The organism is Natronoarchaeum sp. GCM10025703 (genome assembly GCF_042661985.1).
Classification (GTDB): domain Archaea; phylum Halobacteriota; class Halobacteria; order Halobacteriales; family Natronoarchaeaceae; genus Natranaeroarchaeum.
The window spans coordinates 2,576,429-2,600,795 of record NZ_JBHSZF010000001.1 but is presented as its reverse complement, the minus strand read 5'-3'; the positions used below and the strand labels follow the sequence as shown (position 1 = coordinate 2,600,795).

General features: G+C 63.5%; 23 protein-coding genes and 6 pseudogenes. 18 read left to right on the top strand and 11 right to left on the bottom strand.

Features of this window, described 5'->3' with window-relative positions:
* From ACFQH2_RS14595 to ACFQH2_RS14580, 4 genes are all read left to right on the top strand, one after another.
* On the top strand, positions 1 to 408 hold the full coding sequence (locus tag ACFQH2_RS14595; RefSeq protein WP_377054818.1) for a zinc ribbon domain-containing protein: 408 nt from the start codon (positions 1 to 3) through the stop codon (positions 406 to 408).
* Between the two features lie 183 nt (positions 409 to 591).
* Entirely contained in the window at positions 592 to 1,452 is an 861-nt protein-coding gene (locus ACFQH2_RS14590) for a bacteriorhodopsin (protein ID WP_377076874.1), read from the top strand.
* A 57-nt stretch (positions 1,453 to 1,509) separates the two neighbouring features.
* Positions 1,510 to 2,577, top strand: a complete 1,068-nt coding sequence (locus ACFQH2_RS14585) for a Brp/Blh family beta-carotene 15,15'-dioxygenase (RefSeq protein WP_377054815.1) — start codon at positions 1,510 to 1,512, stop codon at positions 2,575 to 2,577.
* 51 nt (positions 2,578 to 2,628) lie between these two features.
* Positions 2,629 to 3,393 (top strand): PHP-associated domain-containing protein, encoded by a 765-nt coding sequence (locus ACFQH2_RS14580; protein ID WP_377054813.1) that lies wholly within the window; start codon positions 2,629 to 2,631, stop codon positions 3,391 to 3,393.
* On the opposite strand, the gene ACFQH2_RS14575 is transcribed toward ACFQH2_RS14580, so the two are convergent.
* Both ACFQH2_RS14575 and ACFQH2_RS14570 read right to left on the bottom strand, forming a co-directional pair.
* A complete protein-coding gene (locus ACFQH2_RS14575; protein WP_377054811.1) occupies positions 3,390 to 3,878 on the bottom strand; it encodes a metal-dependent hydrolase in 489 nt (162 codons plus the stop codon). The genes ACFQH2_RS14580 and ACFQH2_RS14575 overlap by 4 nt on opposite strands.
* Before the next feature lie 78 nt (positions 3,879 to 3,956).
* Positions 3,957 to 4,490 (bottom strand): CinA family protein, encoded by a 534-nt coding sequence (locus ACFQH2_RS14570; RefSeq protein WP_377057098.1) that lies wholly within the window; start codon positions 4,488 to 4,490, stop codon positions 3,957 to 3,959.
* A 77-nt stretch (positions 4,491 to 4,567) separates the two neighbouring features.
* Between ACFQH2_RS14570 and ACFQH2_RS14565 the strand changes: the two are divergent.
* The 3 genes and pseudogenes from ACFQH2_RS14565 to ACFQH2_RS14555 all read left to right on the top strand — a co-directional run bounded on the left by ACFQH2_RS14565 (position 4,568) and on the right by ACFQH2_RS14555 (position 7,676).
* Positions 4,568 to 5,683 (top strand): annotated as a pseudogene (locus ACFQH2_RS14565) (pyridoxal phosphate-dependent aminotransferase).
* Positions 5,684 to 5,788: 105 nt separating this feature from the next.
* Positions 5,789 to 6,945, top strand: a pseudogene (locus tag ACFQH2_RS14560) (ArsA family ATPase).
* An 86-nt stretch (positions 6,946 to 7,031) separates the two neighbouring features.
* Positions 7,032 to 7,676, top strand: a complete 645-nt coding sequence (locus ACFQH2_RS14555) for an HAD family hydrolase (RefSeq protein WP_377054805.1) — start codon at positions 7,032 to 7,034, stop codon at positions 7,674 to 7,676.
* A gap of 13 nt (positions 7,677 to 7,689) precedes the next feature.
* Here the strand turns inward: ACFQH2_RS14555 and ACFQH2_RS14550 are convergent, their stop codons facing one another.
* The 3 genes from ACFQH2_RS14550 to ACFQH2_RS14540 all read right to left on the bottom strand — a co-directional run bounded on the left by ACFQH2_RS14550 (position 7,690) and on the right by ACFQH2_RS14540 (position 10,363).
* Positions 7,690 to 8,568, bottom strand: a complete 879-nt coding sequence (locus ACFQH2_RS14550) for an SDR family oxidoreductase (RefSeq protein ID WP_377054803.1) — start codon at positions 8,566 to 8,568, stop codon at positions 7,690 to 7,692.
* Between the two features lie 63 nt (positions 8,569 to 8,631).
* Positions 8,632 to 9,414 carry an endonuclease V gene (locus tag ACFQH2_RS14545; RefSeq protein WP_377054801.1) on the bottom strand — a complete coding sequence of 261 codons (783 nt, stop codon included), beginning with the start codon at positions 9,412 to 9,414 and terminating at the stop codon, positions 8,632 to 8,634.
* 7 nt (positions 9,415 to 9,421) lie between these two features.
* Positions 9,422 to 10,363, bottom strand: coding sequence for a rhomboid family intramembrane serine protease (locus ACFQH2_RS14540; protein WP_377054799.1), 942 nt, complete (start codon positions 10,361 to 10,363; stop codon positions 9,422 to 9,424).
* Positions 10,364 to 10,526: 163 nt separating this feature from the next.
* On the opposite strand from ACFQH2_RS14540, the gene ACFQH2_RS14535 reads away from it, so the two are divergent.
* The 3 genes and pseudogenes from ACFQH2_RS14535 (at position 10,527) to ACFQH2_RS14525 (ending at position 13,196) form a co-directional block, all read left to right on the top strand.
* Positions 10,527 to 10,982: a DUF5788 family protein gene (locus tag ACFQH2_RS14535; protein ID WP_377054797.1), complete on the top strand. Its 456-nt coding sequence runs from the start codon at positions 10,527 to 10,529 to the stop codon at positions 10,980 to 10,982.
* Positions 10,979 to 12,729 (top strand): annotated as a pseudogene (gene polX, locus ACFQH2_RS14530) (DNA polymerase/3'-5' exonuclease PolX). Before ACFQH2_RS14535 ends, polX begins: the two are co-directional and overlap by 4 nt.
* A 5-nt stretch (positions 12,730 to 12,734) precedes the next feature.
* Positions 12,735 to 13,196, top strand: coding sequence for a Mut7-C RNAse domain-containing protein (locus ACFQH2_RS14525; RefSeq protein WP_377054793.1), 462 nt, complete (start codon positions 12,735 to 12,737; stop codon positions 13,194 to 13,196).
* Here the strand turns inward: ACFQH2_RS14525 and ACFQH2_RS14520 are convergent.
* A complete protein-coding gene (locus tag ACFQH2_RS14520) occupies positions 13,089 to 14,174 on the bottom strand; it encodes a hypothetical protein (protein WP_417579802.1) in 1,086 nt (361 codons plus the stop codon). The two genes, ACFQH2_RS14525 and ACFQH2_RS14520, sit on opposite strands and share 108 nt — an antisense overlap.
* A 184-nt stretch (positions 14,175 to 14,358) precedes the next feature.
* On the opposite strand from ACFQH2_RS14520, the gene ACFQH2_RS14515 reads away from it, so the two are divergent.
* Genes ACFQH2_RS14515 through ACFQH2_RS14505 form a run of 3 tightly spaced genes read left to right on the top strand, consistent with a single transcriptional unit; the run spans position 14,359 to position 15,836 of the window.
* Complete coding sequence (locus tag ACFQH2_RS14515; protein WP_377054789.1) at positions 14,359 to 14,643, top strand: DUF5789 family protein; 285 nt, start codon at positions 14,359 to 14,361, stop codon at positions 14,641 to 14,643.
* Positions 14,644 to 14,685: 42 nt separating this feature from the next.
* Positions 14,686 to 15,333: a CPBP family intramembrane glutamic endopeptidase gene (locus ACFQH2_RS14510; protein ID WP_377054787.1), complete on the top strand. Its 648-nt coding sequence runs from the start codon at positions 14,686 to 14,688 to the stop codon at positions 15,331 to 15,333.
* A gap of 50 nt (positions 15,334 to 15,383) precedes the next feature.
* A complete protein-coding gene (locus ACFQH2_RS14505; protein ID WP_377054785.1) occupies positions 15,384 to 15,836 on the top strand; it encodes a DUF302 domain-containing protein in 453 nt (150 codons plus the stop codon).
* 31 nt (positions 15,837 to 15,867) lie between these two features.
* Here ACFQH2_RS14505 and ACFQH2_RS14500 read toward each other — a convergent pair whose 3' ends face one another.
* The 3 genes and pseudogenes from ACFQH2_RS14500 to ACFQH2_RS14490 form a co-directional block, all read right to left on the bottom strand.
* Positions 15,868 to 16,485, bottom strand: a complete 618-nt coding sequence (locus ACFQH2_RS14500; RefSeq protein WP_377076873.1) for a hypothetical protein — start codon at positions 16,483 to 16,485, stop codon at positions 15,868 to 15,870.
* A gap of 87 nt (positions 16,486 to 16,572) precedes the next feature.
* A pseudogene (nreA, locus tag ACFQH2_RS14495) lies at positions 16,573 to 17,911 on the bottom strand (DNA repair protein NreA).
* A gap of 121 nt (positions 17,912 to 18,032) precedes the next feature.
* Positions 18,033 to 19,040, bottom strand: a complete 1,008-nt coding sequence (locus ACFQH2_RS14490; RefSeq protein ID WP_377076872.1) for a transcription initiation factor IIB — start codon at positions 19,038 to 19,040, stop codon at positions 18,033 to 18,035.
* Between the two features lie 175 nt (positions 19,041 to 19,215).
* On the opposite strand from ACFQH2_RS14490, the pseudogene rnhA reads away from it, so the two are divergent.
* A pseudogene (gene rnhA, locus ACFQH2_RS14485) lies at positions 19,216 to 19,808 on the top strand (ribonuclease HI).
* Positions 19,801 to 20,355 carry a DUF7108 family protein gene (locus ACFQH2_RS14480; RefSeq protein ID WP_377054775.1) on the top strand — a complete coding sequence of 185 codons (555 nt, stop codon included), beginning with the start codon at positions 19,801 to 19,803 and terminating at the stop codon, positions 20,353 to 20,355. Before rnhA ends, ACFQH2_RS14480 begins: the two are co-directional and overlap by 8 nt.
* Here ACFQH2_RS14480 and ACFQH2_RS14475 read toward each other — a convergent pair.
* Positions 20,352 to 20,708 carry a PadR family transcriptional regulator gene (locus tag ACFQH2_RS14475; RefSeq protein WP_377054771.1) on the bottom strand — a complete coding sequence of 119 codons (357 nt, stop codon included), beginning with the start codon at positions 20,706 to 20,708 and terminating at the stop codon, positions 20,352 to 20,354. The genes ACFQH2_RS14480 and ACFQH2_RS14475 overlap by 4 nt on opposite strands.
* Positions 20,709 to 20,918: 210 nt before the next feature.
* Between ACFQH2_RS14475 and ACFQH2_RS14470 the strand changes: the two genes are divergently transcribed.
* From ACFQH2_RS14470 to ACFQH2_RS14460, 3 genes are all read left to right on the top strand, one after another.
* The gene (locus ACFQH2_RS14470) at positions 20,919 to 21,464 is read left to right on the top strand and encodes an inorganic diphosphatase (RefSeq protein WP_377054769.1); all 546 of its coding nucleotides are present in this window, start codon (positions 20,919 to 20,921) and stop codon (positions 21,462 to 21,464) included.
* Between the two features lie 127 nt (positions 21,465 to 21,591).
* Positions 21,592 to 21,747 (top strand): hypothetical protein, encoded by a 156-nt coding sequence (locus ACFQH2_RS14465; RefSeq protein WP_377054767.1) that lies wholly within the window; start codon positions 21,592 to 21,594, stop codon positions 21,745 to 21,747.
* 119 nt (positions 21,748 to 21,866) lie between these two features.
* Positions 21,867 to 23,210: an alkaline phosphatase family protein gene (locus ACFQH2_RS14460; protein ID WP_377054765.1), complete on the top strand. Its 1,344-nt coding sequence runs from the start codon at positions 21,867 to 21,869 to the stop codon at positions 23,208 to 23,210.
* Between the two features lie 33 nt (positions 23,211 to 23,243).
* Here the strand turns inward: ACFQH2_RS14460 and ACFQH2_RS14455 are convergent.
* Positions 23,244 to 24,322: pseudogene (locus ACFQH2_RS14455) on the bottom strand (tubulin/FtsZ family protein).
* Positions 24,323 to 24,367 lie beyond the last annotated feature (45 nt).

The following is a 24,367-nucleotide window of genomic DNA, read 5'->3' as shown; positions in this document are numbered from 1 at the left end:
ATGGTGTCGTACAAAGCTGCGTGGGACGGGATTCCCTCTGACGAGGTTGACCCTGAGTACACGAGTCAGCGATGCCCGAGAACGGAGTGCCAGCACACTGAACGAGGGAATCGCCACAAGAAACGGTTCAAGTGCGAGAAGTGTGGTTTTCAAGACCACGCTGATAGGAAGGCGGCGGTGTGCGTTGTGCAGAACTGGTTAGACGAAGAAACTGGAAATGTGCCGTCTCTCAACAAGCTTCCCCGCGTGAAGAAGATGAGACGGGCGGCATCGGGGGCTGGTGGAGGCCCCGACTCTCACGGAGCAATTTACGCTTCGGGTGTTCACCGACACGGAACGTCGGCGCAAGACTCTCAGAGTCAAGCGCGAGAGGAATTAAAGACCGTTGCCTCAGCTGTGCAGGACTAAACACGGACGCCCCGCGCCACCGTGCGCGGGGTACTTCACGTCGTTCGATATATGTCTCTCAGTCGAAATGAAATCAGAATCTGCTGCTTGCCGAGAGGGTGGCATGGGGTCATTTGTTGGTGGTCACCATACTAGTAAGGTTGTACTCTTTTTATGTAACCGTACTGCTGGACTAATGTATTCATGTTAGAGGCGATAGCGGGTGATATAGCGACGCTGCACAGTTCAGAACTGATCCTCGAAATGACGCAGACGGACGTTTATAACGAAATCATCGACGACCAGTTGCTTAACCTGTCGCTTTGGGTTAATATCGCGCTGGCTGGGTTGTCGATCCTCCTGTTCGTCTATATGGGACGTAACGTCGAGGATCCACGGTCACAGCTGATCTTCGTGGCGACGCTGATGGTCCCGCTTGTTTCCATCTCCAGTTACACCGGGCTTGCATCCGGGTTGACGATGAGTTTCGAGACAATGCCGGCGGGGCATGCACTCGCGGGCGAGGAAGTACTGAGCCTGTGGGGCAGATATCTCACGTGGGCACTGTCGACGCCGATGATCCTACTTGCCCTCGGATTGCTGGCCGGATCTAACATTACGAAGATATTCACCGCCATAACCGCAGACATCGGGATGTGCGTGACCGGCCTCGCCGCCGCGCTGACCACGTCCTCGCACGGCCTGCGATGGTTCTGGTACTTCATCAGTTGCATGTTCTTCGTGGCCGTGCTGTACGTGATCCTCGTCGAGTGGCCGGAGGACGCTGAAGCCGCCGGGACAGCCAGCATCTTCAACACGCTGAAGTTGCTGACTGTCGCGATGTGGCTCGGTTACCCGATCGTCTGGGCGCTCGGTGCCGAAGGCCTCGCAGTCATCGAGAGCGTTGCCCTCACGTCCTGGGCGTACTCGCTCCTCGACATCGTCGCGAAGTACATCTTCGCGTTCTTGCTGCTGAACTGGGTTGCAACCAACGAGTCGGTTATCGCAAACATGCCGTCGCTCAGCAGCGAGTCGACCAGCGGTGCCGCCCCGACTGACGACTGACATCCGTCGCCGACCCGCAGTTCGTCCTTTTTTATGCGACAACACCAACAGTAACCCATGACCGGTAGGACAATTCCGACTGCACGGGGTGTCGTCGATGCCGTCTCCGGAACCCGCCTCGACGGCCCCGTTCGGCTGGCGCTCCTTCCAGGGTGGCTCACGCTCGTCATCGCGTCGGTCGCCGTCTCGGTGCTCGGGAGCGATATTCCGCTGTCGATACAGCTTCTTCCGCTGTTCGTGAGTGCACTCCTGCTTGGGCTTCCGCATGGCGCGGTCGACCACCTCGTCGCTCCCCGCGCAAAAGGCACCGGGCTGACGACCCGCTCGATGGCCGAGGTCGGCGTAGTCTACGCGCTCCTCGGCGGCGGCTACGCCATAGTCTGGATCCTCTCCCCCGTAGTTGCGTTCGTATTTTTTATTCTACTCACCTGGTTCCACTGGGGGCAGGGCGACGTCCACCCGCTGCGTGAAATCGTGGGAGCCGACCACGTTCGCGGCTTCGGCGGGACGGCACTGACCGCGCTCGTTCGCGGCGGCGCGCCGATGCTCGTGCCCCTCGTCGCGTTTCCCGGCGAGTACCGGCGCGTCGCTGGCTGGATCGTCGGTGTCGTCGACCCCGGTGCGGTCTCCGCGCTCGATCCCGTATTCACCGCGGAGGCTCGGCTTTTAGTCGGACTGGGCTACGGGCTTCTCGTCGTCGCAACGCTCGCTATCGGGCGGATCCGCGCGAGCAACGACCGTGGCTGGCGGATCGATGCCGCCGAGACCCTGCTGTTGGTTCTGTTCTTCACAACGGTGCCGCCACTGCTTGCGATCGGTCTGTACTTTTGCTTCTGGCACTCGCTGCGGCATATCGTCCGCTATCTCCTGCTCGACGACGATATCGAAACGGCGATTTCCCGCGGCGCGGTGCGCAGGCCCCTTGTCCGGTTCACCCGGGACGCGCTTCCGCTGACCCTGCTCGCGCTCGTGTTCGGCGTCGGATTCGTGGCGTTTCTGCCCGAAGCGAGTACCGACCCGGAGAGCCTGATGGGTGTCTATCTGGTCTTCATCGCCGTGTTGACGCTCCCGCACGTCGCCTTCGTCTCCCTGCTCGATCACTACGACGGCTTCTGGCGGCGGTGAGGACACGCCGATACCGCAACCGCTAATTCAGATCGCCGGAAACTCGCCTGCGTGAACGAACGAGACGGGACGCGAGTCGATCTTCACGTGAAGATGCTCGACGATGCAATCGTCGACCGGGCGAAAGACTGTGGGATCGACGTGCTGGTGTACGCACCGCATTTCAAGTCGCTCCCCGAAATCGAGCGCCGAGCGAAGCGGTACTCCGACGACGAACTGCTGGTCGTCCCTGCCCGCGAGGTGTTCACTGGCAACTGGACGAACCGCAAACACGTTCTCGCGATAGGCCTTTCCGACCCGATCCCCGACTTCATTCCGCTCGACGCCGCGATGGCCGAACTCGAACGGCAGGACGCTACGGTCGTCGTCCCGCATCCGGAGTTCCTGACTGTGGGGCTGACCGAAGGGAACATTGTCGACTATCGAGATACTATCGATGCGATCGAAGTGTACAACCTGAAACACTGGTCCCGACACACCGCTCGCGCCCGCGAGATCGCCGAAACGGTCGACGTGCCGGTGACTGGATCGTCCTACGCACATCTCGCCGGATCCGTAGGCGCCGCGTGGACAGCCTTCGAGCGCAATATCGACACCGCGACAGACCTGTGTGCGGGATTGCAGGAGGGAGTACCTCGACAGGTCTGTCGGCGAACGGGTCGGCGTTACCGCCTCCAGTCAGCGGCGGAGTTCGCACATCTGGGCTGGGAGAACACGTGGACAAAGTTCGATCGGATCGTGCTGTCGGGGCCCGAGCCAACAGCGCCGACACAGCCAGTGTACGACGGTCGGTTCGACAACGTTGCCGTCTATTAGATACCGAGCGACTGTCGGGCGGCGTCGAGCGCCATCAGCGGCACGTCGTAGATGATGAGCGCTGCCACGACGAGTTCCCCAACAGTGACGATCAGGGTCATCAGTGTCGAGCGGTTGCTGCTCACGGCGACGCCAATCGGGAGCCCGAACTCCTCCTTCCAGAGCGGATAGAACAGCGCGATGCCGCGCTTGCTCCCGGCGATATCGAGCACGTAGTGTGTCAGGACGCCGATCCAGACGTACTGGAGGTTGCCGCCGAAAAAGTACGGAAACGCGACGAACAGACCCAGTATCGGGAGGTTATGCAGGGTCTTCCGGTGTTTCCCGAAGTCGGTGTCGACGTCCGGAAACAGCGCGCCGAGCGTGACCGGGATGCCGACTGCAACCATCGTGAGAAACGTCGTTTCGTCGCCGGACGGTTCCAGCAGGTAGGCGAGACCGATGCTCAGAAAGATACCGTTGAGGACGTGTCCTTTTTTATTCATTCGTGGGTGGGCGTTGCTTCCTCTCGGCTCTCATGCTGGATGATACTTTCCCTTTGTGGAGACGTACTGGCCACTCGTTCACGACTCCGTCCGGACCTCCATGAGGACGTCCTCGAGCGCCTGTCGGGCCGTCGCAGCACGGACTGCGGCCCGGTCGCCGTCGAACTCGTACCGGGAGACGGTGGTGTACGAGTCGTTCGTCCCCCACGGTGCGGCGTACGCGACTCCGATAAACACGGTTCCGACCGGCGTCTCCTCTGTCCCCCCGTCGGGGCCGGCGACGCCGGTTACGCCGACGCCCCAGGTGGTGTCTGCGGTATCACGAACGCCACTCGCCATCTGTTCGGCGACCGGTTTGCTGACCGCGCCGTGCTGGTCGAGCGCCTCGCGGTTGACGCCGAGAAGCTGTCGTTTGGCGTCGTAGGCATAGGTGACGAGCGACCGGTCGAAGTAATCACTGGAGCCCGGTACTGCGGTGAGCATCGTTCCGATCAGTCCGCCAGTGCACGATTCCGCCGCGGCGATGGTGCCGTTGCGCTCGCGGAGCGCGTCGCCGAGTTCGTCGACGAGTTCGGTTTCGGTCGGCTGGAGTTCGTCTTCCGGTTCGTTCATGTCGGTGGGTCGGTCGGCTTCCTCTTGAATCCACGCCGTCTCGAAAGACACACCTATCATGGCTCGAACCGATCCCTATGGAGAACGAGCGGCCGCTGTTCTTTCAGGTCATGGCGTACGCCGATCAGTCGGACCAGGACGTGATCAGTATGGTGAGCGGCAGTCCGGACTGGGAGGCACCCGCCGTGCTCCGCGATGGACTCAGGGAGTACGCGGGCGGGGAGCCGTCGACGTTTCAGTACCAACCCAGCGAGGGGCTGACGAAGCTTCGTGCCGAAATCGCCGAGCGCCGGGGGTCGACATGGAGCGCGTAGTCGTCACGAACGGCGGCGCGGAGGCGAACTATCTCGCGATGGCGGCGGCGATGGAGCGCAAGCGCGGTGACGAGGTGTTGCTCACTGATCCCGTCTACCCGTACTATCCACAGAAAGCCACCATGCTGGATGGCACTCCCCGGTACGTCCCCGTCGCCGAAGACGGCTCTCTCGATCCGGCACGGGTCCGTGAGGCCGCCAGCGAGGACACTGCGATGATCGTTGTGTCCACGCCGAACAACCCCACCGGCGCCGTCTACGACGAGGCGACGATGCGCGAACTCGTGGCGATAGCCGAGGACGTCGACGCGCTGTTGATCAGCGACGAAGTGTACGACCATTTCGATTACTCCGGGACGTTCACGAGCGCGCTATCTATCGACTCCGCACATCGGATCGTCACCAACTCCTTCTCGAAGTCACTCGCGATCACGGGCTTTCGCGTGGGCTACACCGTCCTTCCGGAGCAGCTGGTCGACGACGTAAAAACGCGACACATGCTGGTCAACGTGGCCGGGAGTCGCCCTGCCCAGTACGCCGTCCTGCAGGCCCTACAGGAGACCGGGACGGAGTACTACCGGAAGAACCGCGAGCGGATGCAGGCACGGATCGAGGCGTTCACCCGCGGTCTGGATCGTGCAGGTGCCGAGTACACGACGCCCGAGGGGGTTCTACGTGCTCGCCCGCTTTCCCGACTTTCCGGGGACACTCGCGAACGTCGAGCAGTTGATCGATGACACCGGCGTTGCGGGGATGCCCGGCGAGGCCTTTGGCGGCGCACGCGAGGAGTGGCTACGGTTCGCGCTGCTGTCGCCCCGCGCCGAGGAGGCGGCCGACCGACTCGGAGAGTACTTCGCCTGCACAGCCCTCTCGGGGTAGTCGGACTACGGGTCGGCACTGCTGACCCTTCGCGTCCGCGTGCTCTGGTCGCCCGATCACATATAAACCGACGAGTACACAAGTCCCCGCGCGGTAGCGCCAGCCATGAGTAGTATCGACGTCGAGGCGGTCGACGAGGTCGAGGAGGAGTCCGAAGAGCCGGCCAATGAAGACGTTGCGCCCGTGGATGACGGCGATATGCAGGTAGACGTCGAATCCCGAGCGGAGATCGCACCCGAGACGCCCGAGTACGTCCTGTACGGCGGCAAAGGCGGCGTCGGGAAGACCACGATGGCGGCCGCGACCGCGCTGGCAGCGCCGAGTCCGGGACGAAGACGCTGGTCGTCTCGACCGATCCGGCCCATTCGCTCTCCGATACGTTCGAGACCGACATCTCGCCGCGCCCGGAACGCGTACGCGAGAACGTCCCGCTGTATGCCGCCGAAATCGACCCCGACGACGCGATGGAGGACAACGCCGCGATGTTCGGTGGCGGCGACCCTGCTGGCGGTCCCGAGATGGGTGCAGATGCGGGCGGAGAGGGCGGCATGGGCGGTCTCGGTGACATGCTCGGCGGCGAGGGGCCGATGGACATGCTGATGGGCGGATCGATGCCCGGATCCGACGAGGCGGTTGCCATCCAGAAGCTGATCGAGTACATGGACGACCCGCGATTCGACCGGGTCGTCGTCGACACCGCGCCGACGGGTCACACCCTGCGACTGCTGGAACTGCCGGAGATCATGGATACGATGGTCGGCCGAATCGTCGCCCTGCGCGAACGCTTCAGCGGGATGCTCGACGGCGTCAAGGGGATGTTCGGCGGCGAGGAGGCCACGCAGGAGGAGGGCGTCGACGAACTGCGCGAACTCAGCGACCGGATCGAACGTCTCCGGGCGACGCTGCGGGACCCCGCACAGACCGACTTCCGCGTCGTGATGGTGCCCGAGGAGATGAGCGTCCTCGAGAGCCAGCGTCTCATCGACCAGCTAGTGGAGTTCGAGATTCCCGTCGAGACGGTCGTCGTAAACAAGGTGATGGAGGACCTCGCGGACGTGACAGACGCGGTCGATGCCGACCAGTTCGTCACGCCGAACCTCGACAGTTGCGAGTTCTGCCAGCGCCGCTGGGACGTTCAGCAGGACGCCCTGCAGTCGGCCCAGGACGTGTTCCGCGGGCACGACATCAAGCGCGTCCCGCTCTTTGCCGACGAGGTACGCGGCGAACGGATGCTCAGGATCGTCGGGCAGTGTCTGGCCTGATCAGACGAACCTGAAGACGAGTGCCCACTGACGTGCCGGTGTAAAAGGATCGAAACCTACTTTCTCGACGCCCCTGATGGCCAATCATGACGACTGCGGTCTACTTCGACCTCGACGGGACGCTGCTCGAATACAGCAGCCCATTCGCGGAGCTATTTACACGAACGGTTCCCACCGACGCCAGCGAGGACATGATCGAAACCTACTCCAGAAACGTGCTCGCAGGAATCAGCCAGAGTGACGAAAGACCCTACGAACAGGCGTTCGATGCGGTTCGTGTCGAGTACGACCTCGACGTTGATCCAGCGGCGCTTGCGAAGAAGTATATCGAGACGGAAGCCGACGCGACGCGGTTGTCGCCCTCGGTCCGCGGGCTCGTGGAAGCTATCGCAACACAGCATCCGACCGGCATCCTGACGAACGGCGACGGACGCATGCAACGGCGGAAGATCGAAACGCACGGTCTTGCCGAACTCGTCGATACCGTCATCGTTTCGGGCGAAGTCGGCACGCGGAAGCCGGACAACGGCATCTTCGAGATTGCCAGAGAGCGACTCCCCGCAGACACGTTCGTCTATATCGGCGATACGTTCGAGGAGGATATCGTTCCCGCCCGTGAAGCGGGGTTCGAGACGGTCTACATCGGCGATGACGACCGCCCGGACGCGCCAGTGGCTGCCAGCGACATGGAGGAACTGGCCGCACTACTTCGTCCGTTACTCGACGACTGAGTGTAGGCGCTCACTACACGAACCGCCGCACAACGCCGAACAGTGCGTCCCGGATCGGATCGGGAGTAAGTCGAGCAAGCGAACTCAGTTTCCCGAACGAGCCGACCGGATAGCGCGAGTTGGGATCCGGGCTGTTCGCCGCTTCGAGAATCGTCTCCGCGACCTGTTTCGCCTCGACGGACCCGAACCCGCCGCCCCCGATCAACTGGGTGTCCTCGATCACCGAGTAGAACCAGTCGTACGCGCCCGAGCGCTCCAGCGCTTCCGTCCTGGACTGCACGTTGTCGCTGAACGAGGTGTTCACCGGTCCCGGTTCGACCAGTGCGACATCGATATCGAACGGCTCGACCTCGGGGCGGAGCGCGTCGCTCATCGCTTCGAGCGCGAACTTCGAGCCAGCGTAGACGCCGCCACCGGGATGCGAGACCCGGCCAACGACGCTGGAGACGTTGACGATGGTTCCGCGCTCGCGCTCGCGCATGTGCGGGAGGACGGCCCGGGTCAGCCGATGTGGCCCGTAGACGTTGACGTCGAACTGCTCGTGGACGACCTCGGTTGGGACCTCCTCGATCGGTCCCATCTGCCCGTAGCCGGCGTTGTTGACCAGCGCGTCGACCCGGCCGGTCTCGCTGATAACTCGCTCGACGACCTGGCGTACCTGGTTGACGTCGGTGACGTCCAGAGTCGCCGTCTCACAGCCAGCCTCACCGAGGTCAGCGATATCGTCGGTGTCGCGTGCGGTGGCGTAGACTCTCCACCCGTCGTCGTCGAGAAAGGCCTTCGCGGCCTCGCGTCCGATCCCCGACGAACAGCCCGTGATGAGCACCGTCTTCAGTCGGCCGCCCTCCTGCGGCGGCGTTTCGCTCGTCTCGTCGTCTCGCGTATCGGCCATATACCTCAATTATCAGCCAGGTAATTAAGCATAGGAGAAATCTCCGCAGGGTCGGGCCGACATTCACTCCGTGATCAGGGACTTCGCCTCCTCGGCGTAGGCATCGGCGCGACGCGTCGGTTCGGGAAGCTTGTAGCCCTCGGTGAGTGCCAGCACGAGGTCGGTCACCGTGTCGTTGCTCACCCGATGGCCAGGGCTGACGTACAGCGGGTTGATGTGTCTGTCGGGCGAGTCGTACTGGCGGGTCTGGAGGGCGTGGCCGATCACCGTCCCGTCCGGGGCAGTCACGCTGTCGTCGGCCTCGATGGGAACGCGCTCGCCTTCGGGCAGTCCCTCGACGGACTCGGTCGGCGTCCCACAGAGCAGGTTCTTCGCGACGCCGATGCTGGGGAGGTCCAGAACGACGCCCATGTGTGTGGCGATTCCGGCCTCGCGAAAGTGGATGCGCCCGCTCCCGTCGAACAGGACGAGGTCGGGGTCGACGGAGAGACGCTCGAAGGCGTCGAGAATCGGCCCGCCCTCGCGGAACGCAAGCAGGCCGGGAACGTACGGGATCGAGAGGTCAGTGACGGCGTAGACGCGCTCTACAACCTCACCGCCCCGAGAAACGACGATCGCACTGATCGCCCGGTCGTCCAGAAACGCCTGATCGACGCCGGCGACGAGCGGCAGTTCCTCGCCGAGTACCGACAGCGGGCCGTCGGTGATCGCCGCCGGATCGAACTCCAGGTCGTCCGTGAACGTCGCCGCGGCGGCGATTTCGCGTTGCTGGGCCTTCATCTCCTGACGGCTACTGTCGGGATCGGGAGCGAGGTCGGGACGGGCGAGCGTTGCGGAGTCGGACATCCGTCTTTCAGAAGCGTCCGCGTCCGGGGCCGCCGGGGCCGCCCGGACCACCGGGGCCGCCACCGCCGCCGCCCAGTTGAAGCTGGTTCGGCGTCCGGATCTGTCCTTTCACGTAGTTGCCGTAGGCCAGGCCGACAGCAAGCCCGATCAGGTGCGCAACGTGTGCGACGCCGCCGCCGACGCCCGGCGCGCTGGCCGCGAATATGGAGTAGCCGGCGAACAGCACCGTCAGCAGCCAGATCGGCATCGGGATGATGAAGTAGACGTACACCTTCAGGCTGGGGTTCAGAATCGTCAGGACACCCATGATCGCCAGCGCCGCGCCGCTTGCGCCGAGGACGGGAACGGCGTTACCCATGAGCAGCCCGATTCCGATCTGTCCGAGTCCGGCGAGGATGCCACTCACGATGAACAGCACGGCGAAATCGCGCGATCCGACGTAGTTCTCGACCAGCCGGCCGAAGAAGTAGATCACGATGCTGTTGACCGCGATGTGGAAGAGGCCGCCGTGCGCGAAGATGGAGGTGACCCACGTCCAGACGTACAGCGGGTTGGCCGGATCGAGCGTAAAGAGCGCCTGAAACAGGCCGAGATCGTAGATGCCCGGGTTCCCGGTGATGCCGGTGAACGTCTGGACGACTAGCTGTGCGGCGAACGTGACCCACATCAAGACGAGGAACACGAAGGTCATATTGCCGCGGAAATAGCCGAGCGGGCCGCCCGGTCCCGTGTTGATCCCGAGCCGTTCGGTCAGGCTCTTCGAACTGGTCGAGTCCTCGACGGTGTCGTCGAAGCCGCTGTCGAAGACGCCGTCTGGATCGTTCCACTGGGTGAGGCCCGGACAGTCGTGATTTTCCGGTAGACGATGCTCCGGACAGAACGTGCCGCCGCACTCGCTACAGTTGTACGGCATGTTCTCTTCGCGCCCGCACACGTCGCATTTCGCCATTTGATACACCTTCGGGCGGCCGTCAAAAGGGGTTTGCGGTCCGACGGGCTTCGCGGTTGGTCCGGAGGGATTCGGTTACCGGAGCCGAACGTTCGGAACGTCCGACCGATCGCAGTTCATGGCTCGCCGTGGGTTTTTGATCGTCGACGCCTCACCTACGACCATGCAGGAGTACCAGCGCAAGCAGCTCATCGAGCGCGTCGACCGGGAGGGGTCGACGGTCGGCGCGGAGATCCCGGAGCAGATCTCCGTGCAGGGCGAAGAGATCGACCTCCACGAGTTCGTCTTCGAGATCAAGCGCCGCGACACGTTTCCGGAGAGCGAACGCGAGCGCGTCGACCGGGCGAAAAAGAACCTGCGGCGCGAACGGCTCCAGCGCCGCCAGCGGATCGAGGAGGGCGAGATAACGTTCGAGGAGGGGGAACGAATTGCCCGGAGCATCGTCGGGATCGATCGGGCTCTCAACGCCCTGGAGAGTCTCGAACCCACTGACCTCGAACGCGAGGAGATGGCTCAGGAGGCCGCAGACAAGAAACGCTGGATGTCCTTCCTCAAGCAGGCGCTTGGCCACGAGGATTCGAGTTCGGGACGGCTCGGTAGTACCGGGAGGGGCCGATGACCCCCGACGAGGAGGTCGCCGCCGAGCTAGAGGCCATGGCCGATCTGCTGGAGGCCAAAGACGTCGAGTACAAGCCCCGCGCCTACCGTCGTGCAGCCGAGAACATCCGCGAACATCCTGCGTCCGTGTCGGACCTCGCCAGGGAGGGTGTCGAGGGGCTCGAAGAGATCGACGGCGTCGGCGACGCCATCGGCGCGAAGATCGTCGAGTACACCGAGACGGGGCAGATCGAGGAGCTGAGGAACTTCGCGGCGAGATGCCCGTCGAGATGGACGCGCTCACGCGGGTCGAGGGCGTCGGTCCAAAGACCGTCGGAACGCTCTACCGCGAACTCGGCGTCCAGACCCTCGCCGACCTGGACCGGGCCGCCCGCGAGGGCAAGATCCAGGCGGTACGCGGCTTCGGCGCGAAGACCGAGCAGAACATTCTGGAGAACATCGAGTTCGCTCGCACCGCCCGCGAGCGTGAACTGCTCGGCGACGGCCGCCCGCTTGCTGACGTGCTCGTCGAGTATCTCGCCGACAGCAAGCCGGTCGACCGCCTGCGAGTTGCCGGGTCGATCCGGCGCTGGCGCGCGACAGTCGGTGACGTGGACGTGCTCGTCGGGGGCGACGACAGCGAGGCGGTTCTCGATGTCTTCACCGACTGGGAGCGCGTCGACTCGGTCATCGAATCGGGCGAGAGCAAGGCGAGTGTCAGAGCGGGCGGCGGCGTCCGCGTCGATCTCCGGGTCGTCGTCGACAGCGAGTTCGGCAGTGCATTGCAGTACTTCACCGGCAGCAAGGATCACAACGTCCACCTGCGCAACTACGCGCTCGACCGGGAGATCAAGCTCAACGAGTACGGCGCGTTCGACGTTTCGGCGGTCGACGACCCCGACCGGGACCAGCGCGTCGGCGAGCGGATCGCCGGAGAGACCGAGGCCAGCATGTACGAGGCGCTGGACCTGCCGACGATACCGCCGGAACTCCGCGAGGACCGCGGCGAGATCGAGGCCGCGGCGGCGGGCGAACTCCCCGACCTCGTGACGGAAGCCGATATCCGCGGCGATATCCACACGCACACCGACTGGTCGGACGGCGGGTTCGCCATCGAGGAGATGGTTGCGGAGGCCGCCGCGTTCGGCCACGACTACCTCGCGGTCACCGATCACGCGAGCGGCCCGGGCATCTTCGGCAACACCGGCCTCGACGACGAGGAACTGATCGAGCAGGTCGACGCGGTACGAGCGGTCGCGGAGGACGCCGATATCGACGTGCTGACCGGCGTGGAGGCGAACATCGACGCCGACGGCGGGCTCTCGGTAGGCGAGGACGCAGTGGACGCGCTCGACGTGATTGTCGCCTCGCCACACAGCGCGCTCGACGCCGACATGGGGCCCGCGACCGAACGGCTCACGACGGCGATGGAACACCCGGCGGTAGACGTGTTGGGCCATCCTCACGGCCGTCTGCTCAATCAGCGCGCAGGCCTCGACCTCGACGTGACGGATCTGGCCGCCGTGGCCGCCGAGCAGGACGTCGCACTCGAAGTCAACAGCAACCCCGCGCGCCTGGATCTGTGGGGCCGCCCCGTTCAGGTCGCCGTAGAGGCCGGCGCACCCATCGCTATCAACACCGACGCTCACGGCCCCGGCGAGTTCGGCAACGTCAGATACGGCGTCCACACCGCTCGCCGTGGCTGGGCCGAGGCGGCGGACGTGCTCAACACGTGGCCGATAGAGGAGCTTCTGAACTTCATTCACTGACTCAGATGGCACGCTTTCTGGTCGACGCGATGTGCGGTCGCCTGCCGCCGTACCTCCGGCTCTGCGGTCACGACGCCGTCTACGCGCCCGACCGGGGGCTCGAAGCGGACGACGCAGTGCTCGCGGCCGCCGACGCGGAGGACAGGATCATCCTGACGCGTGATCAGGCGCTTGCCGACCGCGCCGACGAGGCCGTCCTCTTGACGGTCCGGGACACGGAGGGCCAGCTATCCGAACTGGCCGATGCGGGGATCGATCTCACGCCCGCCGAGACGCCCACCCGGTGTGGCCAGTGTAACGGCCCCCTCGAGGCAGTCGAAACGTTCCGGCCGGACTTCCCGGAGTACGTCCCCGACGAGCTACCGAAACCGGGCGAGAAGGAGACGCTCTGGCGCTGTCGCTCCTGTGGACAGTACTTCTGGAAAGGGAGCCACTGGGAGCGGATGGTAGAAACGCTCGAATCTTAACGGTTCGGCTGCCACTCGTCGCAGGCGTCCATGTCGTCCATGACCTGCTCGTTGTAGCCGCAGTACGGCTGCATGCCGTTCGAGGAGTTGACGTATCGGAAGTGCCTGCAGTTTCCGCAGTACGTGTCGCCGACGTTCTTCGAGGGACTCGACTCCGAGGAGGGAGCGTCGTCGTCGAGCGGCGAACTGATGTCGGAGGCGGCTGCCCCCGTCGCTGGCCGTGCCCGAGGAACCGAAGCCGCCGCTGGTATCGTTCGTTTCCCGTGTCGAACTGCTCGTCGACGAGCCGTACGTCCCGGGAGTACGACCCGACTGGTCCGCGCTCTGGCTCTGTTCTGCTCCCCGCGTCACGTTTTTCTGTGGTGTTTCGGACCGGTTCGTCTGCGTCTCGACCTCACCGTCCGGCGTCCCGCCGAGCATGCCGACGCCGCCGAGGCCGCCAGAATCGACCGACGAGCGGTCGACTTCGACGATGCGCGTCTCGCCGCTCTCGGTTCGGACCTCCAGCGAGACGGTGCCGCCGGGGTCGTTGCGCTCTTTGAAGTTTGCGATGCCGACGAACAGACAGCCGAGCGTGATCATGATCCCGAGGAAGTACACGCCCAGCACGTACGGCGTCAGGTTCTGGTTGTAGCCCGCCCAGTCGGTCGGATAGGCGTGCCAGAACAGCGCGACGCCGAGGACGGCGATGCTCGCGCCGATCACCGAGGCGGCGCGGAGTCGATCACTTGCTGGTAGGATCGTCGAAACGCCGAGGAGTATCGCCGGAACGCCGAGGCCGGCCAGTATGCCGCCGATAAGGTTCGGCGTGAACTCCCCCTCGATGCCGAACACAGCGGCGAGGCCGGTCGTCGCGACGAGCATTGCAAGGACGGTCAGCACCGCTCCCGCGAGAAACAGCCCGGTGCCGACGTAGAGCCGCCGGACGTCCCCGACCTCCCCGACGTGGCCTTCGTAAACGTCCGCGAGGCTAGACATGTGCATGGTGTTGTAGCCCCTGCTACATAACAGTACGTCAGACATTCCGTTCTCGGCCGTTCCGGTGCCGTCAAGTATTGGCGTTCGGCGCGGCCGGTGAAAAGAAGGCCATCAAACGATCCAGTGGTAGTGCGGGAGTCGGCGAAACGAAAAACATAATCGCAGGGGCCCAGAACGTCGAGGTATGTCAGACGACGAAACGGAGGATGAAGCACCTGCCGTTGAACTGGGCGACGAGACACCCCTCAAGGGTGCGCCCCTCGCCCGTCCCGCGTCGCGGCTTACCTGGCCGCTCCAGCAGAGCGAGGTCATTCGCCGCGAGGGTGAAACGGAGATCAGAACTCCGGACGGCCCACAGACGCTCGAAACGCTCCTCGGCGACGTCGAGACGACCTACTTCCAGAGCCGACAGGAGTTCCTCGACGACGTCGAGGCCGTCATCGGCGACGGTCCCGTCGCAACCAACTGATACGGTGTGACCGAACTCGCGAGCACAGCCAGACGAACGGTGATGTCGCTCTCCTGGATACAGCGGGCGTTTCTCGCCGCCGGAGGCCTACTTCTACTCTACGAGTACTGGTCGACCGGCGGCCTCTCCGAGCGTGTCGTCCGCGACGTTCTCGTCTTCATCGTCGGCCCCTTGCTGGTGGGTCTTTCACACGGCCGCCGAATCGGCTGGCAGGTCGACCGGACGGCGATCAGAAACACCCTTCTGCTTGCGGCGTTCGTCCTGCCGTTTTACATCGTTGGCTCGACCCTGCCCAGCATCCGCTCGTTCTACCCGATGTGGCACACTACGCTGGCGCTGGGCGAGTTCGTCCCCCACGCCGTCCAGCTATTCTTGCTCGCGCTGGCGACCGAGACCTACTTTCGGGGACTGCTCTGTGTCGGCGTCCGGGAGATCGGATTCAAAGCCGTGTTCATCAGCCCCGTCGTCTACGCCCTGTTGCACGCCGGGAAGCCGCCGGTCGAGTTTCTGCTCTCGGGGCCGACCGACGTGCTCTTCGGTAGCGTCGATTACTACAGCGAGTCGATCCTGCCGTCGGTCGTCGCCCACGGCGCTGGACTGGTGTTGCTCGATTGGCTGGTCCTGCGCGAGCCATTACTGCCTCCGGAACTCGTGCTCCGGGCGCTCAGGTGGCTTCCGGTCCCGCTGTGACTGTCTTGCGCGATACGTACTGTTTTATCCGCGTAGCCAGTAGGAGATGTATGACGCTCCCGTACGATCCACAGCAACTGGACTCCGACGATATCGGCGAGAAACGTGCGACTCTCGAGATGGACCACGAGGAAGCGATCGATCACGTCCGCGAGATCTGTGTGGACGCCGGCTTCGGCGTCCCGGTCGAGTTCTCCCCGTCCGACATGCTCAACGAGAAGGTCGACGCCGACCGCGACCCCTACTACGTCCTCGGAGCCTGCAATCCGGCGATTGCGGACCGCGCGCTCGGCGTCACGAAGTCGATCGGCGGACTCTTCCCCTGCAACATGATCGTCTGGGAGGAGGAACCGGGCACGCAGACCGTCTACCACGTCTCGATCATGCGGATCGCCCGGCTTTCGGGCATGGTGCCGCCCGAGAGCGAGGAGTGGGACAGTATTCTCGACGATACCGGCGAGATGGTCGACGGCGTGTTCGCGAAGATCGAAGCGACCGACTGAGTCTCACTCGAAAGCCACGACGAACTCACCATCATCTAGTAGCCCGGGTAGCTGAGCGACTGGCTCGTCGGGGGCTCTCCTCCGGCCCGTCCACGTCGACCCTGGCGGCACCGGTCTCGTCGACGCCGTATACGATGCCACGGAATCCCAGATCGGCGGCCCACTCGTTGCCATCCTCGTCGACCCCGCCGGTCGCTCCGCCGGCGTAGTACAGGTAGACAACGGTCGTCTCGCCGTCCCAATCGAGCGTATTGCGCTCCTCGACGTTGTATGCGAAGCCGATGATGTCGTCCGAACTCCCGCAGAGGGCGTCGTGTCGCACGTACGCCGCCTCGAACGATTCGACGTACTCGAGGACGTCCTCGTCGCTGAACGACGACGGCGCATCGGGGTACGGGATCGTCCCCACTGTCTCTTTCTCCTGCGTCTCGTCGCCGCGCTCGACGGTGATCGTCTCGGAGTCCTGCTCGCACTCCGGTCGGGTCGGTTCGCCGTCGAATCGGTCACGGATCCGGTCCTCGTCGGGCGTCGATTCGTTGCCGTTCTCCTCGTTCCCGTTTTCAGCAGCGGGACTGCGAGCGCCCTCGCCCAGACAGCCAGCGAGCGCGGCGGTCGTGCCGAGCGCGGCCAGTAGAGATCGCCGTCTCATACCCGGCACTTTCCGGGACCGGAATATTATAGATACCGTAGGCTCAAACAGGCGCTTCACTCTCTCGGACGCCTCGACTGTGCCCGCTCAGAAGTCGCTCAACTGCGACTGGATCCCCGCCACCATATCGGATTTCCGACGCAGGGCCCCGATCGAGATCGGCAGTTGTGACTCCAGTCCCTTGATCCCCTCCCGGAACGACTCCGCGGTGGCGTGCTCGCCCGCGAGCGATGGCGGTATCTCCGCACCAGCCACCTCCCGTCCGGCGTCGGGATCGAACGCGTTGCGAACGCTCTCTCGGATCTGCCAGACGCCGACCGGGGCCCAGTACTCGTCGGTGACCTCACGCAGGACGAGACACTTCGCCTGGCGGCCCTCCTCGGCGAGATGTTCGAGGACGCCGAGGCGGGCGGCGTAGTACGCGCCGGCGGTCTCGTCGACGTAGCCCGTCCGGCCCTCGTAGCCCTCCGAGGCGCTGGCGAGCCAGTAGCCGGAGTCGACAGTCGGGTTCCAGACGCTGCCCGGTGCTTTCATCTCGACCAGTTCGTACTCCCACTGGCCGGGCGTGAGGACGATCCAGAAGCGATTGCCCATGAACTCGTTGTACCAGATCTGGGTCTCGTCGATGCTCGTGGCGTTGCGAAGCGTCCCCGGAGATACTTCCCGATGGTATCGTCGACCGCGGTGATCGACCAGCGCGTCGGGACGAGGCGTCGGTTCTCGCCCTGTCCGAGCGCACCCGCCGAGAGTATCTCGCGGATGTCGTAGACGTCGAAGCCGCGCCGGTAGAGATACGTCATCGCACCCTCGGCCTGCCAGTCGTCGTCTTCGAGGGTCTTCTTGACCGGTCGCGGGACGTAGGGGTTCTCGGTGAGGTCGACGGAGTCGGCGGCGACGTTCGGGCCGGTCGGGGCCGCGATGTCGTCGACATCGACGCCGAGGTCCGGCCGACCGTCGAGGCCGATTTCGACGTCGACCGGACGGTCCGCGATGGCGACCTCGCGCTGTGCTCCGATCATCCCGTCCCAGGCGTCGGCGACCGAGGGGGTCGTCTGCCCGGATCGGCGTCCCGGCGCGTCCACGTCGACGGTCTGCTGGGAGTTCATCAGGCCGGTGCGGCGCTGGAAGACGTCGTCGATGGAGTAGCCCTTCTGGTACCAGCTATCGTCAGTGACGTAGTCGCCCGCGTGTTCCTCGTCGCCGACCGGCGAGAGCACGCCCGTCGAGACGGATGGGTAGTTCGAGTGCCCGACGAACACCGATGGAGACGTGCTGCCGACCATCGTGTCGTCCTGGATGACGTCCTCGAAGCGGTCCTGCACCCGGTCGAGGTACTCCGTGATCTCGTAGGACTTCTCCTCGGCGAGACGGCGACGCTCCGCACGCTCGTCGCGCTCTGCCCGTCGATAAACTCGTCGAGGCGCATTCGCTCGTAGTTCGTGTGTCCGCGCAAAGAATCTTCGTTTCACGGATCACCTACACCCGCCGTCAACGGCGGGACTCCTCGCTGATTTGGGTGGCAGCCACCCGCCGGTCCGACCGAGTAGTCACTGGGAATCAGCGGTCGAGAGCGAGGGAGTCGCTCCGTTCCTGCTGTGGATGCCCATCGCTTCGATCTGCTCTTGATAGCGGTTCCGGATCGTCACTTCGGTCACTTGCGCGACGTCGGCGACTTCTCGCTGGGTCTTCTTTTCGTTACAGAGCAACGAGGCGGCGTAGATGGCCGCGGCGGCGTAGCCGGTCGGCGACTTGCCCGAGAGGAGTCCTTTCTCGGCGGTCGTTTCGATGATTTCGTTTGCTTTCGTCTGTACCTCTTCACTGAGTTCGAGTTCAGAACAGAAGCGGGGAACGTATTTTTTCGGGTCGACGGGTTTCATCTCCAGGCCGAGTTCCTGGGAGATATATCGATATGTTCGGCCGATCTCCTTGCGCTCTACCCGTGAGACCTCCGAGATCTCTTCGAGACTGCGGGGGATGCCTTCCTTCCGGCAGGCGGCATAGAGTGCACTCGTCGCGACGCCCTCGATGGAGCGCCCGCGGATGAGGTCCTCTTTGAGCGCGCGCCTGTAGATGACCGACGCTACCTCGCGTACAGAGCGGGGGACGCCGAGTGCCGAGGCCATGCGGTCGATCTCGCTGAGTGCGAACTGCAGGTTTCGCTCGCCGGCATCCTTGGTTCGGATCCGTTCTTGCCACTTCCGGAGCCGGTGCATCTGGCTCCGTTTCTTCGAGGAGATGGATCGACCGTACGCGTCCTTGTCTTTCCAGTCGATGGTGGTCGTCAGTCCCTTGTCATGCATCGTCTGGGTTGTCGGAGCGCCGACGCGCGACTTCTCTTGGCGCTCCTGATGATTGAACGCCCGCCACTCCGGACCCGGATCGATCTTCTCCTCCTCGACGACGAGACCACAGTCGTTACAGACCAGTTCTCCGCGATCAGAGCTCTTTACGAGGTTGTCAGAGCTACACTCCGGACACTCCCGGACGCCCTCGCTCTCCTCCTCCCCATTCTCCGTCTCTCGTTCGCGCTCCCGCTGGCGGGTGGACCGTGTCATCGCATTTTTATAGTAGTACTACGAACATACTTAAACCCTTGGTGGGGCCCTTGAGGCTATCGGCCAGGTAGTCCCCCGCAGATTCGGCTATCCCGACGCCGTATGGTGAATACCGATAGCAGCTACTGGACCGAAACGGAAACACATATAACTCGAATAGGCTGACCTTGCGTCAATGCCAGTTCACGAGTGTGACGTCGACGAGGCGCGCGAACGGCTTCGAGAGGAGGGTGTCGAAATCGTCGATGGGAACACGGATCACGAGCAGTGGCGGGCCTCGACGGACGGCGCAACGGCAGTCGCCTACGACGAGAAGGTCGTCGTTCAGGGTTCGACCCCGAAAAGATCGAAGCGATTCTCAGAGACGAGAGCGGTCGCGCGCACGTCTACTTCGATGGGGCCTGTCGGGGGAACCCGGGCCCAGGGTCGGTTGGCTGGGTACTCGTGAATAGCGACGGAATCGTCGCCGATGGGGGCGAGCGGATCGGAGAGACGACGAACAACCGCGCCGAGTACGAGGCGCTGATTCGGGCGCTGGAAGCCGCTGACGAGTTCGGCTTCGACATCATCGACGTCCGCGGCGATTCGGAACTGATCATCAAACAGGTCAAGGGCGAATGGTCCGCAAACAACCCCGAACTCCGCGAACTGCGGGTCACGGCCCGCGAACTGCTCGAGAAGTTCGACTCCTGGTCGCTCGAACACATACCCAGAGAAGTCAATAGCCGGGCGGACAAACTGGCAAACGAGGCGCTGGACGATGCCTGAACTACCCGCTGCTGTCGTCGAAGAAGCCGAACGGCTGACTCGGCTGGCAAGAGAAGCCAGCGTCGAGCGCGAACAGGCGGCGTACCTGTCGCGGCGGGACGACACGCTCGCGAACCACGAGTTCGAGGCCCGCGTCCGGTCGGAGGATACTCGCGACGTACTGGTTCTCTACCCGACAGAGTGGCTGGACGACGATATGATACGGCCGGACCGGATCGAGGACACCGACCGTGCCGTCGAGATTCCCCTCTCCGGGCCCGGTGATCCGGACGACTGGGACGAAGTGCGAGCCCACAACGACCGGATCGTCGAGCGCGTCCGCGAGGAACACGGGGACGTGCACGGGGACAACGCGCGGGCCCTCGCCGATTTCATGCAGAACCACTACGCGCGCCGGGTCGAGGCGGCGACGGCCGCAGAGCTATCGGAGTTTCGGACGGAGTACTATCTACGGAATGCCTGGCCGTCGGAAGAACAGAGAAGGGCCGTAGATCGGTCGATATCGCTCGTCTTCGAGACGACCGAGACGAGAGTACCGGAGTACTAGGCCGATCCGTCGACGATGGTTTGTAGCTTGGCTCCTCGTCCGTCTGTCGCCCCGAGTTTCGAGAGCGACCATTCGAGCTGTTCGAAGATAGCGTCTTCTCCGTCCGACGTAAGCTCGTACTGGTTCGTCCGTTTGTCTAGCTCGCTCTTTTCGACCAGTCCGAGTTCGACGAGTTCGTCGAGGTTCGGGTAGAGTCGTCCGTGGTTGACCTCGTCGTCGTAGTACGACTCGAGTTCGCGCTTGATAGCGAGCCCGTACATCGGCTCCTCGGAGAGTATGATCAGTATATTTCTCTGGAACGCGGTCAAATCGCGCACTGTTCCTACATCGGCAACTGTCTGTGCCTCTGACATGGCTGGACGTGAAAAAGAAGGCTGGATATTTAACACTTCTTAACCATTGTGCGATATTATTAGATTATATCTTCAGAATATTACGTGGCTGTGGCTCTGGCGTCCTCAGTACGCGGAAAGCTGACGGCGGATCACGAGACGACGTTCTCGGTTACTAGCGTCGAGAGGATCCCGAAAGTACTTTTTGGCCGCCGGAGCAGTCTACGGTGTATGACGAATCTCTGGGAAGACCTCGAAACCGGCCCGAACGCGCCGGACGAGATCTACGCAGTCGTCGAGTGTCTCAAAGGCGAGCGCAACAAGTACGAGTACGACAAGTCCGTTCCGGGCGTCGTCCTCGACCGTGTGCTTCACAGCAACGTTCATTACCCGAGCGATTACGGCTTTCTGCCCCGCTCGTACTACGACGACGAGGACCCGTTCGACGTGCTTGTCCTCGTCGAGGACCAGACGTTCCCCGGGTGTGTGATCGAGGCCCGACCGGTCGCCATGATGAAGATGGACGATGACGGCGAGCAGGACGACAAAGTGATCGCCGTGCCGACGGAAGACCCCCGCTACGACCACATCGAGGATCTGCAGGATCTGCCCGATCAGTTGCTCGACGAGATCGACGAGTTCTTTTCCACCTACAAGAACCTCGAAGCCGGCAAGGAAGTCGAGACGCTGGGCTGGGAGGACAAAGCGGCCGCCAAAGAGGCCATCGAGCACGCGATGGATCTGTACGACGAGAACTTCGACAGCCCTCGTAACTGACTGCGGTTCTTTTCACCTCTTTTCGTCCCGACAGTGCTGGCCGATACTCCGGAGTTATTCTCCGCTCCGGACCCATTCGTTATGAGCATGAGTAATTTTTTACCGATAGAGCGGGTAGTCTCAGGTGATGGCTACCAGTAATTCCGCTCCTGCCGACGTCGACGAAGGGATCAACGGTGACTCGTCGTCCGAGCGGAGTCGCCCGGAGATGTCCTTCGGAATCGACCATCTGACGGTTGTCCCGGAGAACTTCGATCCGGAAACCGGCCGAGTCGAGCAGTGATTGGTTCCCGGAGCATCCGGACCGACCGAGACGACCGCAAGGATTGACGCGATCCGTGACGAGCGGTTGCACTGACAGTGAAAAGAACCTTCTTGTAGCAGTCCAATCTAACCTATCGTATGGGTCTATTCGATCGGCTACGCGGTGACGACGTGCCGCGGGTCGCGTTTTTCGGCATCGACGGCGTGCCGTACAGTTTACTCGCGGACCGCTACGACGAGTTCGAGAACTTGGCAGCGATCGCAGAGGAAGGCGCTGGTGGACCGATCGACAGCATCGTCCCGCCCGAATCGAGCGCCTGCTGGCCGAGTCTGACGACCGGGAAGAACCCCGGACAGACCGGCGTCTACGGCTTTCAGGACCGCGAGATCGGTAGTTACGACACCTACGTCCCGATGGGGCGTGACGTCCAGGCCGAGCGCGTGTGGGACGTCGCCCAGGAGAACGACCGGAAGGCGACGGTGATGAACGTTCCCGTCACCTTTCCTCCCCAGCGGAACGTCCAGCGGATGGTCTCGGGCTTTCTCTCACCGAGCATCGACAAGGCCGCGTATCCGGAGGAACTCGCGACCTATCTCGACGGGATCGACTATAGGATCGACGCGAACGCAAAACTCGGCCACAGCGAGGACAAAGAGGAGTTCATCGAGAACGCCAACGAAACCCTCGACCGTCGGTTCGAGGCGTTCTCACACTACATCGAAGAGGACGACTGGGACCTGTTTTTCGGCGTCTTCATGACGACCGATCGGGTCAATCACTTCCTGTTCGAGGACTACGAACGCGACGGCGAGTACAAAGAGGAGTTCCTCGACTTCTACCGCAAACTCGACGACTACCTCGGCCAGTTACGTGAGATGCTCGCCGACGACGTCACGATGGCCGTCGCCAGCGATCACGGCTTCACGACACTGGACTACGAGGTCCACCTCAACGCCTGGCTCCAGCAGGAGGGCTGGCTCTCCTTCGAGGACGACGACCACGACGAACTGGGCGACATCGCGGACGACACCACCGCCTACTCGCTGATCCCCGGTCGGTTCTACATCAATCTGGAGGATCGGGAGCCACGCGGGAGCGTCCCCGAAGCGGAGTACGAGGAGGTCCGACAGGAACTCAAAGCTGAGCTCGAAGGGCTCGAAGGCCCGGACGGCGAACCGGTTGCAAAACGCGTCGTCGAGAAAGAGGACGCGTTCCGGGGCGACCACGACGACATCGCGCCGGACCTGGTCGTGATTCCGAACGACGGCTACGACCTGAAATCGGGGTTCAAAGGACACGGCGACGTGTTCGGAACGGGGCCACGAAACGGGATGCACACGTTCCAGAACGCCTGTCTGTTCATCGACCACCAGGACGCAGAGATCAAGGACGCCGACCTGCTCGATATCACGCCGACACTCCTCGAACTGCTCGATATCGACTTCGACCGTCCTGACTACGACGGCGCGAGCCTCGTGTAGGAGCAGGTATCGGTTTTGCGGTCGGCCTGACGCTCAGAACAGGTCTTCCAGTTCGTCGTTCTGGAACTGATCGCCGGGAGCTCCCGGCCGCTCCGTTTCGCCGCTGTTCGCCTCTTTTGCGCGCTGCATGAACTCCTCCATTCGCTCGGAGCGCTCGACGCCGGACAGCAAGACGAGCGCTGCAAGCCGGTCCGACTCCAGCGGGAAGTCCCCGCCCCGGACCTGCAAACTCCCGGTCTCGTCCTCGACCATTCGCCGCGCCCGTTCGACGCCCTTCCGGGGAGCGCCTCCGGCTTGCCGGCGACGACCAGGAGTGCGGCGTCCGCCGTCCGCGCATCGGGAAGGCTCGTCCCGGTAAACAGCGCCTGTCGGGCGGTGCTCATCGCCGTGTTAATGTTGTCGGCGCTGTCCTCGCTTGCGGCCGCACTCGCGTAGCCGAGCGCCGAGATTTCGCCCTCCCGGAACGTGTTGATGACCTCGCTGGAGTCGACGACGCTTTCGCCGACTCCATCGACTGCCTCGCCCGACGCCAGCAAGAGGCCGACGCGCTGTGCGATGGCGTCGTTGATGGCGTCGAAGGCGTCGCCGACGCTGTCGCCCGAGCCGTGCCATGCGTCGTTGTCGACCAGCAGCGTCGACTCCGCCTCCCGGACGAGCGTCTTGAGCGACCGACCGGCGTTGGCCTGATAGAGCGCTCCTTCGTCGCGCCCCGGCAGAACGCCGAGGGCATAGACGGGGACCGAGTAGATCCGGCTGAGTTCCCGCGCGAGCACCGGCGCACCGCCGCTCCCGGTCCCGCCACCGAGCCCGGCGACGACGAAGATACCCTCCGCCTCTGCGGTAATCCGGCCGTCGAGTTTGCCCATCACCTCGCCGACGTCCTCCTGCATGATCTCCGCACCGAGTTCGTTGTCGCCCCCGACGCCGTGTCCGTTTACCCGTGCCTGCCCGACCAGACACGTATCGATCGAGAGCGACTGTAGATCGGCTTTCGCACTGTTGACGGCGAGCGCGCCGCGAACTGCGCCAAAGCCCATTCGTTCGTCGAACTCGGCCAGCGCCTGGGTAACTTTGCCCCCGGCCTGTCCGACCCCGACTAGTACGACCTTCATGACATCAGGGTGTTACTGGACCGGTATCAACCTTCCCCCGCTCCG

Bases quoted from the DNA above. Each gene is read 5' to 3' on its own strand.
- ACFQH2_RS14595 (WP_377054818.1), top strand. From the start codon at position 1: ATGGTGTCGTACAAAGCTGCGTGGGACGGGATTCCCTCTGACGAGGTT.
- ACFQH2_RS14590 (WP_377076874.1), top strand. From the start codon at position 592: ATGTTAGAGGCGATAGCGGGTGATATAGCGACGCTGCACAGTTCAGAA.
- ACFQH2_RS14585 (WP_377054815.1), top strand. From the start codon at position 1,510: ATGACCGGTAGGACAATTCCGACTGCACGGGGTGTCGTCGATGCCGTC.
- ACFQH2_RS14575 (WP_377054811.1), bottom strand. From the start codon at position 3,878: ATGAATAAAAAAGGACACGTCCTCAACGGTATCTTTCTGAGCATCGGT.
- ACFQH2_RS14570 (WP_377057098.1), bottom strand. From the start codon at position 4,490: ATGAACGAACCGGAAGACGAACTCCAGCCGACCGAAACCGAACTCGTC.
- ACFQH2_RS14555 (WP_377054805.1), top strand. From the start codon at position 7,032: ATGACGACTGCGGTCTACTTCGACCTCGACGGGACGCTGCTCGAATAC.
- ACFQH2_RS14550 (WP_377054803.1), bottom strand. From the start codon at position 8,568: ATGGCCGATACGCGAGACGACGAGACGAGCGAAACGCCGCCGCAGGAG.
- ACFQH2_RS14545 (WP_377054801.1), bottom strand. From the start codon at position 9,414: ATGTCCGACTCCGCAACGCTCGCCCGTCCCGACCTCGCTCCCGATCCC.
- ACFQH2_RS14540 (WP_377054799.1), bottom strand. From the start codon at position 10,363: ATGGCGAAATGCGACGTGTGCGGGCGCGAAGAGAACATGCCGTACAAC.
- ACFQH2_RS14535 (WP_377054797.1), top strand. From the start codon at position 10,527: ATGCAGGAGTACCAGCGCAAGCAGCTCATCGAGCGCGTCGACCGGGAG.
- ACFQH2_RS14525 (WP_377054793.1), top strand. From the start codon at position 12,735: ATGGCACGCTTTCTGGTCGACGCGATGTGCGGTCGCCTGCCGCCGTAC.
- ACFQH2_RS14520 (WP_417579802.1), bottom strand. From the start codon at position 14,174: ATGTCTAGCCTCGCGGACGTTTACGAAGGCCACGTCGGGGAGGTCGGG.
- ACFQH2_RS14515 (WP_377054789.1), top strand. From the start codon at position 14,359: ATGTCAGACGACGAAACGGAGGATGAAGCACCTGCCGTTGAACTGGGC.
- ACFQH2_RS14510 (WP_377054787.1), top strand. From the start codon at position 14,686: ATGTCGCTCTCCTGGATACAGCGGGCGTTTCTCGCCGCCGGAGGCCTA.
- ACFQH2_RS14505 (WP_377054785.1), top strand. From the start codon at position 15,384: ATGACGCTCCCGTACGATCCACAGCAACTGGACTCCGACGATATCGGC.
- ACFQH2_RS14500 (WP_377076873.1), bottom strand. From the start codon at position 16,485: ATGAGACGGCGATCTCTACTGGCCGCGCTCGGCACGACCGCCGCGCTC.
- ACFQH2_RS14490 (WP_377076872.1), bottom strand. From the start codon at position 19,040: ATGACACGGTCCACCCGCCAGCGGGAGCGCGAACGAGAGACGGAGAAT.
- ACFQH2_RS14480 (WP_377054775.1), top strand. From the start codon at position 19,801: ATGCCTGAACTACCCGCTGCTGTCGTCGAAGAAGCCGAACGGCTGACT.
- ACFQH2_RS14475 (WP_377054771.1), bottom strand. From the start codon at position 20,708: ATGTCAGAGGCACAGACAGTTGCCGATGTAGGAACAGTGCGCGATTTG.
- ACFQH2_RS14470 (WP_377054769.1), top strand. From the start codon at position 20,919: ATGACGAATCTCTGGGAAGACCTCGAAACCGGCCCGAACGCGCCGGAC.
- ACFQH2_RS14465 (WP_377054767.1), top strand. From the start codon at position 21,592: ATGGCTACCAGTAATTCCGCTCCTGCCGACGTCGACGAAGGGATCAAC.
- ACFQH2_RS14460 (WP_377054765.1), top strand. From the start codon at position 21,867: ATGGGTCTATTCGATCGGCTACGCGGTGACGACGTGCCGCGGGTCGCG.